This window comes from Kitasatospora sp. NPDC091257 (genome assembly GCF_044757675.1).
GTDB lineage: Bacteria > Actinomycetota > Actinomycetes > Streptomycetales > Streptomycetaceae > Kitasatospora > Kitasatospora lactacystinica.
On the sequence record NZ_JBIVVI010000319.1, the window covers coordinates 1 to 7,941 of the forward strand.

Genomic DNA, 7,941 nt, shown 5'->3' on the forward strand with positions numbered 1-7,941 from the left:
CGGAGACCTTAGACAAGCCTCATCGTCCCAGTTCAGAAGGCACTTTCGCATTCCCGCCCACGATCCGGTCCCAGCCCGACGTGAAACGCGGAGGCCAACGGTGTAACTCGTGTGGTGTGAGTTATCGGCGGCCGACAGAGAGTCGGCCGCCGAAGGCGATGTCGAAGGCCTGCAGTGCCGGCTTCCAACGCATGATCCACCGATCGCGGGACAGAGCCAACAGTTCTGTGTCGGATTGGTGTCCAGTAAGCGATTCCATCGTGTTGTGCCGTATGACCAGGTCACCTTGATCCGGAAAAGAACGTCTCGGTGGCCCGACAGAGTGGCTCGTCAGACCCCTGGGCGCTGGCAGGCCCTATTGCAGAAGGGGTCAGCAGGGAGGCCGGACTCAGCCTAGGCTAAAAAAGGGACCCGCAGCCGAGCAGGGAGGGACCTGAACAATGGAAGACGCGAGTGAGATGAACGACGTGCGGGCTCAACTAGCCGGGGACCCGTCCGAGCATGGCCAGACACTGACGAAGCTCGCCGAAGCCGTGGGTGTCCTCGTTACCGGACAGGCGGAGCACAGCCGCATCCTCCGTGCACAGGGACAGGCGTTGGAGGACCAGACTCGGATGCTGCAGACGCTGGTCTCCGGGCAAGCGGCGCTTCTCGAAGAGCTGCGCGGTCAGGGCGGGAAGTAGCAGGAGCGCGTTGATGAGGAGGCCGGCTTCTTCACTGCCTGAGCTTTGATTTTTAAGCTGCCGCTGCGATTTTGGCGCGGTGGGCTTCGAGTGTGGGTTCGTGTTTGACGGTCTTCCCGACGTCATAGCGGGGCGTCGGCCTGCGATTCTTCGTGCCGGGTGGGCGTCCTGGGCCGGGTCGTGTCGGTTGTGGCACGGCTGCCGGGCAGGGCGCGTTCGCGCGGTTGCGGAACCCGCGTCGGACCCGGGCGGGCGTGAGCCTGTTCGGCGGCGCGGGTTTCTCCCACGGGCGACGCAGGTCCTCGGCGAGGGGCCGGGCGAGGCGGAGCTGGGTGTGGGCGACGATGATCAGCCAGGTCCACAGGTCCGCGGTGTCGGGCCGGCGGATCTTTGGGGTGGTCCATCCGAGCGTCTGCTTGATCAGTCTGAAGGTGTGTTCAAGATCGAACCTGCGCAGGAACGTGCGCCAGATCCGGTCCAGGTGCTCGGTGTCGATGCCGGTGGCGGAGGACCACAGCCACAGCGGCTTCGCGTCCCTCTCTCCAGGCAGATGATCGACCTTCAGGCGGACCAACGTGCCGTGGATCAACGGGATTTCGCCCTCGTGGTCAAGCCACGGACCGCGCTTTTGCAGGCGCTGGTGCATCCGGTCCCACGCACGGGCCTCCGCCTTTCCGTAGCGGGTGGTCTCCGTGGTCGTGGTGGTCTCGGGCTCGTGCCAGCTGTCGGGCTTGGCGAAGGTGAAGACGCCGCCGTGCCGGCGCGGGCGCCCGCCCCTGGGACCGGAGCGGGCCTCACCCGGGTCGCGGAGCATGACCCGGTCCGAACGCAGCCGCCCGATCACCTCGACCGGCAGGTCCGCGAGCACGTGGGCCAGACGGGTCACGTCGTAGCCGGCGTCCATCACGACGAGGATATCCGGATCGCCCCGGTGCCAATGGCCTGCCGCGACGATGCAGTCGACGACCTCGCGCAGTTGGGCCGCGGTGACGGCGGTCGCGTCGTCGGCCGGTCCCAGGCGAACCGCGTCCAGCAGCCCTACCCAGGACGTGCGTCCGGACTCCAGGGCGGCGACGAAGGAGTAGGGCCAGCCGGGGGACGAACTGGTCGGCGTTTCTGCCGCGGCCGTAGACATGGCAGAACAGGCGCTCGTCGCTGGTCGGGGCGTCGGGCCGCAGCCAGTTGGAAACGTCCACGGCCAGCCCGATGCGCCCGTCCGCGAGCCGTGGCAGCGGCAGGCCGGCCAGGGCGCGACGCAGCCGCGTCGGCTCCAACCAGCCCCGGTCCAGCGCACCGTGTCCTCGCCGGTGTTCAAGGGCGAGCGACAACTCGACCAGCGTCTTCACCGGCCCGTCCACGCACAGCACCGCGTCCGTCAGCTCGAAGAGCGCGTCGGCACGGGTGTACAGACAGTCGTAGAAATCAACCCGAAAGCGGGACAACGCGCCCAACGCCTCGCCTGCAGGCGTTTCGAGGGGGAGACTCATACGCAGCGGCCGTTCTCTCGTGCTTCGTGACTCGACACCTCGAAGTGTGGAGAACGGCCGCCTCCGCTGTCTCGGGAAGAAGCGCAGATCAGCAGGTCGAGTGACCGACGAGGTAAAACGCCAAGCTCAGAGCAGGGCAGTGGGACAGCGTGCAGGCAGGTATGCCGTCCCTGTCCGACGGGCTCGGCCAGGGGCCGGGCCGTCTCTCCGACGATCTCCACGCGGAAGGTGCCGGCCGCGTCCGCGTACATCGGGGCGCCGTTCGCGGTCACCTCGGTGGTGGCGTGGACGACGACGACCTCGGGCGGGCAGTGTCTGCCGGGCTCTCCCGGCAGGGTAACCGCGTAGCGCAATGGGGTGTCCATGGGGCTGCTACTCATCCGACGTACCGGGCGCTTCCCAAGGCCGCGTGCACGCTGGGGTGGATGGTGAAGGCCGCGTCGGTGCCGGTGATCTCCAGCAATCTCATGGTCTGAGGCGGCGGGGCAGCCAGCATCATCTCGACTTGTGCGGCTTTCGCTCCCAGGCGGGCGGCGAGCAGGGCGTTGAGGCACACGGAGTAGCAGAAGGTCTGGTTGGCCAGGTCGATGACCAGCCAGGGTGGGCGGTCCTGGAGTGCACGGGAGAGGGCATTGTTCAGCCTGCGGCGGTCTTCCTGGTCGTCGGCCACGCCGTCGAGGCGGACGATCACGGCCGTTCCGGGAATCTTCGTGGTGGTGATCCGAAGGTGCGGAGTGAGAATGGGCGGGGGGTCAGGGCAGTCGTCCTGGCGCTCTGCCCGGCTGCCCAGATTCTTGAAGTGCTTGTGTATGGCCACTTCGACTGCCCTACTGGCGTTGGCCCCACCGATCACGGCCCCTACTGGACCAGCTGCCAGAGTTCCCAACACCTACAAGAGACCAGTGATACGAACATCCTTGCGCGGAGCGATGTCACATGCCCAGGACTCGACGGGCTTCATCAGGGCAGAATTCCCGCACGATGATGCAAGCGGAAGGACGAGATTTCCCAGTCGCTGTCAGGCCGGATAGTCGCGATGATCCAGGGCGCTGGCGCCCGGCAAACGCCATCGGGCTCGCGGACGCGCCCATAGCGTTTGACGGTGTTCAGGGCCAGGTGCAGGCGGCGGGTGAAGTTCCACCCTGCGGTTGGACACTGTCCGTCTACGCCGCCAAGGCGTGACCTTGCTGGTGTCGCTGTCGGATCTCGAGTGGGGTGAGGTAGCCCCACTGGGGGTGCTTGCGCAGAAGGTCTCGATGAACGCGAAAATCTCCGCGCGGGCGGTGGCGCGGTCCGGCCAGATCCGGGTGCCGATCTCCTCCTTCAACACGGCGAAGAAGCTCTCAGCGACAGCGTTATCGTAACAGGAGCCGACTCGTCCCATCGACTGCCTCATGCCCAACTTGCTTATCTCAGTTCGGAATTCAGTCGACGTATATTCACTTCCGCGGTCCGAGTGGAAAATGCAGCCGCGCTCCAGGCCACCGCGGCCGGCTGCCATCCGCAACGCGGCCACCGGCAGCTCGGCGCGGTGGTGGTCGGCCATCGCGTAGCCGACGACCTCGCGGGTGGCCAGATCGATGCAGGTGGTCAGGTAGAGCCAGCCTTCCTCGGTCGGCAGGCAGGTCATGTCGCCGACCAGCCGCATCCCGGGGCGGGGTGCGGTGAAGTCGCGCCCGATCAGGTCCGGGACGAACACCGGCTTGCGGGCCTGGCGGGTCAGGCCACGGCGTCGGCGCCGGGTGACGCCCGTGATGCCGCGCTCGCGCATGATCCGCTCGACCTTCTTCCGGTTGACGGCCCGGCCCTGGCGGCGAAGTTCCGCGTGCACGCGCGGGACGCCGTAGGCGCCCCTGGAAGCGAGGTGGATCACGGTGATCTCGGCCGCGAGCAGTTCCTCCTCGCGCAGGCGGGCCCGGCGGCCCGCCAGGCACAGAACGACGACCGGGAGATCCCCAAGACGGCACAGATCCGCTTGACGCCCCAGGCGCCATGGTGATCATCAACGAAACGGAAGCGGATCACCGTGTCGTCTCGGTCGCGAAATAGGCGGCCGCCTTGCGCAGGATCTCAATCGTCTTCTGCTGCTCGACGGTCTGGCGCCGCAGCCGGGTGAGCTCCTCGCGTTCGGCGCTGGTCAGCTCGTCCGGCCGGCCTCGCCCCGGTCGGTCTTGTCCTGCTTGACCCAGCCCCGCAGCCCCTCCGGGCTGACCCCCAGTTCCCGGGCGATCTCGGTGACGTTCCGATGCGGCGAGGACCGGACGAGCGCGACCGCGTCCCGCTTGAACTCCGCCGTGTACCGCTTGGCCATGTTGGTCTTGATTCCCACCTGGTGCTGCTTCCTCCGGGCTTGCATCGCCCAGTCTCCAGGTGTCCAACCTCAAGGGGAAACTTCAGGGCCATTGTTCAAAGACACGCTGCTCCTGGGCACGGATAGCGGCTTGGAGCTCTGCGTCGAAAGGCCGGCATCGAGAGCTTGCGACGGTCGGTCATGATCATCAGTCATGCAGCCCGAACGGGGCCGGGTAGGCCAAACCGCCCCCTGCCTCCCGCAAGGGACCGACCACAATGCCGTGCTCTGCCAAGCCGCCGCGCCCACCTCGCGGTCTGGCTCTGTCGGTAGGGCCAGACCGCTATCACGGGTGGTAGTGGTCTGGCCCTCCCAACACAGCCAACGAAGACGGCCCGGGCGGCTGGGGCGTCGCAGGTCTCGTCCGCTACGCGCTGATGCCAAGGTTGGCGAGTTGGCCTTCGTAACGTTGCCGCAACCGTTCGCCGAACTGCTCGGGGTCGAGGGCGTCGATCCGGGGCACCCCGGCCAGCCCAGCCCGCATCTTCCCCCCGGTCAGCAACGGGTGGATCTGGTAGGCGCCCGGCTCCAGGAGCCAGGCCAGATTCTTGTCCGCCAGTTGCTTCACGGCCCGGTTGACGCTCGGCGCACTCAGCCCGAGCAGGCTGCCCATCTCGGCCTGGGAGAGGTCGGCGCACCCGTCGTCCGGATCCTGGTAGGCGAGCAGTGTGGCGAGCAGGCGATGGCTGTTCGAGGTCAGCTCAACCAGGCTGAGGACGGCCAGCGCCTCACGGCTGATGGTCACCATCTCGGTAGTGGGGATCGGCGGGACGTACCGGGTGGTCATCATCTGGAGTCCTCGGTCAGGGGCGCGAGCGCCTACCGGCTAGCTGATACGTTGAGCATCCAATGTCAGGTTAGGCCCGCTCCGCTGCAACGGAGCGGGCCTCGCCGTCTCAGGCGCTCCGAACAGCCCGAGCTTTCGAGGCCGCCGGCATCTTGTTCGTCTCTGCCTTAGTCGAGCCCAGCAGCACGACGTTCACGGCCTTGGCCACCGACCGCTGCTCGTCCCGGCGCTCCTTGCGCCAGGCCGCGGCGTACTCCGGGCCGGGCATCAGGAACTCGGGCACCATCGCGACCCAGACGTCCTGGGCCAACTCCTGATCCACGCTGGACCCGGCGAAGGTGAGGAACGGGTTCAGCTGGTAAACCGAGCGGCGCGCGGTCCGCAGCCAGCCGATCTCGTTGAAGAACAGCAGGGACTCGCCGACGTAGGTCCGCGAGACGCCGGAGGCGGCACTGATGTCGCGATGGGTGGTCTTCAGCATGCCCAGCGGCGCCCTGCGCGGGGCCTTCCCGCTCATCTGCTGAAAGCCGACCAGGGTGCACCAGGTCCGCATCCAAGTCTGCGGGATGTCCATCTGGGCGAGGGTGAGCATCATCAACGGCGCGTCGGTCGTGTAGCCCTTGGTGGTGTCGGACTCCGCGAAGGTGCGGCCCGAGATCTTCTGCACCGAGTAGACGACGTTCCCCTGGCTGTCGAGCCGGGTCACCAACTGCTCGCCGTAGCCCAGCTTGGGCTTGTCAGCCATCGGTGCTCTCCAGGTCCCTTGATCCAATGTCACCCGGGGCACTATCACGAGTGATAGTGCTTTGGCCCTACCGTTAGGGCCAAAATCGCCTCGGCGAGTCGCCCGGCTGCTTCCGGCGGTGGGTCCGGGAGCCTGTGGATAACTCCGCCGGTTTGGCCTGGCCAGTGAGGCCAAAGTGGAGAGCGTTTGGCCCTGCTGGCCAGGGCCAAACAATGACTGACACAAAGTGGTCATTTTCGCAGGTCAGAGCACATTCTTTGATCAGTTCTTCCGGCGGGGCTCTCTTCTACTCCTGCCGCGCGGGAGAACCCGCGCTCCCGTACCTGCCGGCCCAGCGGCACCTTGCGTCGCAGTGGCTGCCACATATGGTCTGACCTGCGGATTTGCGGCTGGGGTGGCCTCCGGTGGGCTGACTGCCCGTGCCGCTGCCGCCGCCCGGGCCGGGCTCGATTTGGCCCTGCTGGCCAGGGGCGGCCGGGGGTCACTGCGCCAGTCATGGAAGTCCGGCTGCCGCCGGACCCGGGCCTTGACGGCCCTTTCCACGCCTATGAGTTCCAGTGGCTGGTGCTCGTGCCCTACCCCTGCTGGTTCCGCTGGTCCGGTGACCGGCGCGGGCACCGCGTGGTCCCGGCCAGCGCTCCCAGGTCGTGAGGGTGAGCAATAGGGTCTTCGTCAGCAGGTGGTGACGTCGGCACCCGCTCGGTGGCGTCTGTCAGTGGGCAGCGCTGCCGACGGCGCGGGCCATGCGCAGAGGCAGGGCGCCGATCGAGGTGGGCTCGTCGACGATGACCAGGACGCGGCCGAACTTGGCAGCGAGCTTGTCGAAGACGGCCCGCAGGTTCGGTTCGCTGTTGGGAAATCGCTTGTCGAACACGGTCTTGCCAGCGGCGGTCAGGCCGTGGCCATAGCAGTCGCCATGGCCGACGTCCCGGCCAAGGAAGACCACGATGTCAGTGCTCCTGAGCATCACCCCACGAGGGTCATTCGCCCTCCTGGCCTCGCCCGTCCGCACCGTTCGCGCGCATCCACATCTGCGGTTCTCTCACGTGGCCGTCACGGATTGAGCTGGGGCAAGCCGCTGCTGCCGACTGATCGGGGCTATGTGTGCGGGGTGGTGCTGCCGAGCTGTTCGCGGTGGGCGAGGTCGGCCTGCTCCAGAAGTCGGCGGCTCACGTTCGGGACGAGGGCGTGCAGGGCGCCCAGCGCCCACTCCGCACGCTCGCCGCCCTGCTGGAGGCTGTAGAGGTAGAAACGGGCGGCACCGTAGACGGCCTCGGCCAGGACGAGGAGCTCGCCCTGCGGTCCAGGCGGCAGCGCGTCGGCCAGCACCAGCGGCCGTTCATTGGGCGCAGTACCCAGCCCGCCACCCACGCCGGCATCAAGCACGGCTGTTTTGGTGGGCGGCGCGTCTGGGGCTGCGGCGGCATGCTCGGCGGCGCAGCGCCGTCCGTACGCGGTGTTGCGGCATTTCGTGCCGCATATGGTCCGCCGCCGTTCTCGGCCGGCCGACTGCAGCCGTGTAGCGCACACCTCGCACGATTCAGGCACGGCACTGACGGCAGGGGCGAATCCTTGATCGGACGTCACCTTGCCAGGTTACGGCTTTCGTGACGTCACGAGAGGCATCACACCTCCGACCTGCGGGGCAAGTTGTAGGCCATGCGGTCGGGTGCCCAGGCGCGGCAGGCCCGGTCGGCGATGACGCATCGTCCATCACGGCAAGCACCGGCATGGAGCGGTCGCGCGGCGGGTCGCGCAGCCCGCGCCGCACTCCGAGGAACTTCCCCAGGGAACCCGCATCCGGTTCGGGGCGGCTGCGGTGAAGTCGCGCTGCACCAAGTCCGGGGTGGGGCACCCCCCGCGGCGCGGCGGGTGTGGGAGTGGGGCCG

9 protein-coding genes and 2 pseudogenes are annotated in these 7,941 nt (G+C 67.6%); 2 read left to right on the forward strand and 9 right to left on the reverse strand.

The features are described from left to right. Positions 1–458 precede the first annotated feature (458 nt). A complete protein-coding gene (locus ACIQOV_RS17025; RefSeq protein ID WP_401049270.1) occupies positions 459–683 on the forward strand; it encodes a hypothetical protein in 225 nt (74 codons plus the stop codon). Between the two features lie 52 nt (positions 684–735). On the opposite strand, the pseudogene ACIQOV_RS17030 reads toward ACIQOV_RS17025, so the two are convergent. From ACIQOV_RS17030 to ACIQOV_RS17045, 4 genes and pseudogenes are all read right to left on the reverse strand, one after another. Continuing rightward, positions 736–2,170, reverse strand: a pseudogene (locus ACIQOV_RS17030) (NF041680 family putative transposase). Beyond that, on the reverse strand, positions 2,167–2,550 hold the full coding sequence (locus ACIQOV_RS17035; RefSeq protein WP_401049271.1) for a DUF6296 family protein: 384 nt from the start codon (positions 2,548–2,550) through the stop codon (positions 2,167–2,169). Before ACIQOV_RS17035 ends, ACIQOV_RS17030 begins: the two are co-directional and overlap by 4 nt. Further along, entirely contained in the window at positions 2,547–2,987 is a 441-nt protein-coding gene (locus ACIQOV_RS17040; RefSeq protein ID WP_331768723.1) for an STAS domain-containing protein, read from the reverse strand. Before ACIQOV_RS17040 ends, ACIQOV_RS17035 begins: the two co-directional genes overlap by 4 nt. Before the next feature lie 201 nt (positions 2,988–3,188). Beyond that, positions 3,189–4,043, reverse strand: a complete 855-nt coding sequence (locus tag ACIQOV_RS17045) for an IS3 family transposase (RefSeq protein WP_331768724.1) — start codon at positions 4,041–4,043, stop codon at positions 3,189–3,191. On the opposite strand from ACIQOV_RS17045, the gene ACIQOV_RS17050 reads away from it, so the two are divergent. Beyond that, the gene (locus tag ACIQOV_RS17050) at positions 4,035–4,169 is read left to right on the forward strand and encodes a hypothetical protein (RefSeq protein WP_331768725.1); all 135 of its coding nucleotides are present in this window, start codon (positions 4,035–4,037) and stop codon (positions 4,167–4,169) included. The genes ACIQOV_RS17045 and ACIQOV_RS17050 overlap by 9 nt on opposite strands. A gap of 138 nt (positions 4,170–4,307) precedes the next feature. Here the strand turns inward: ACIQOV_RS17050 and ACIQOV_RS17055 are convergent, their stop codons facing one another. The 5 genes and pseudogenes from ACIQOV_RS17055 to ACIQOV_RS17075 all read right to left on the reverse strand — a co-directional run bounded on the left by ACIQOV_RS17055 (position 4,308) and on the right by ACIQOV_RS17075 (position 7,438). Next, positions 4,308–4,499 (reverse strand): transposase, encoded by a 192-nt coding sequence (locus tag ACIQOV_RS17055; protein ID WP_401049273.1) that lies wholly within the window; start codon positions 4,497–4,499, stop codon positions 4,308–4,310. A 388-nt stretch (positions 4,500–4,887) separates the two neighbouring features. After that, entirely contained in the window at positions 4,888–5,310 is a 423-nt protein-coding gene (locus tag ACIQOV_RS17060) for a helix-turn-helix domain-containing protein (RefSeq protein ID WP_401049274.1), read from the reverse strand. A 106-nt stretch (positions 5,311–5,416) separates the two neighbouring features. Further along, complete coding sequence (locus ACIQOV_RS17065; protein WP_331768728.1) at positions 5,417–6,052, reverse strand: hypothetical protein; 636 nt, start codon at positions 6,050–6,052, stop codon at positions 5,417–5,419. A gap of 727 nt (positions 6,053–6,779) precedes the next feature. Beyond that, a pseudogene (locus ACIQOV_RS17070) lies at positions 6,780–7,019 on the reverse strand (transposase); the annotation flags it as partial. 131 nt (positions 7,020–7,150) lie between these two features. Then, positions 7,151–7,438, reverse strand: a complete 288-nt coding sequence (locus tag ACIQOV_RS17075) for a hypothetical protein (RefSeq protein ID WP_331768729.1) — start codon at positions 7,436–7,438, stop codon at positions 7,151–7,153. Positions 7,439–7,941 lie beyond the last annotated feature (503 nt).

What these genes read in the sequence shown, in the direction of transcription:
- ACIQOV_RS17035 (WP_401049271.1), bottom strand. Translation starts at nt 2,550, where the DNA reads ATGAGTAGCAGCCCCATGGACACCCCATTGCGCTACGCGGTTACCCTG.
- ACIQOV_RS17025 (WP_401049270.1), top strand. Translation starts at nt 459, where the DNA reads ATGAACGACGTGCGGGCTCAACTAGCCGGGGACCCGTCCGAGCATGGC.
- ACIQOV_RS17060 (WP_401049274.1), bottom strand. Translation starts at nt 5,310, where the DNA reads ATGATGACCACCCGGTACGTCCCGCCGATCCCCACTACCGAGATGGTG.
- ACIQOV_RS17065 (WP_331768728.1), bottom strand. Translation starts at nt 6,052, where the DNA reads ATGGCTGACAAGCCCAAGCTGGGCTACGGCGAGCAGTTGGTGACCCGG.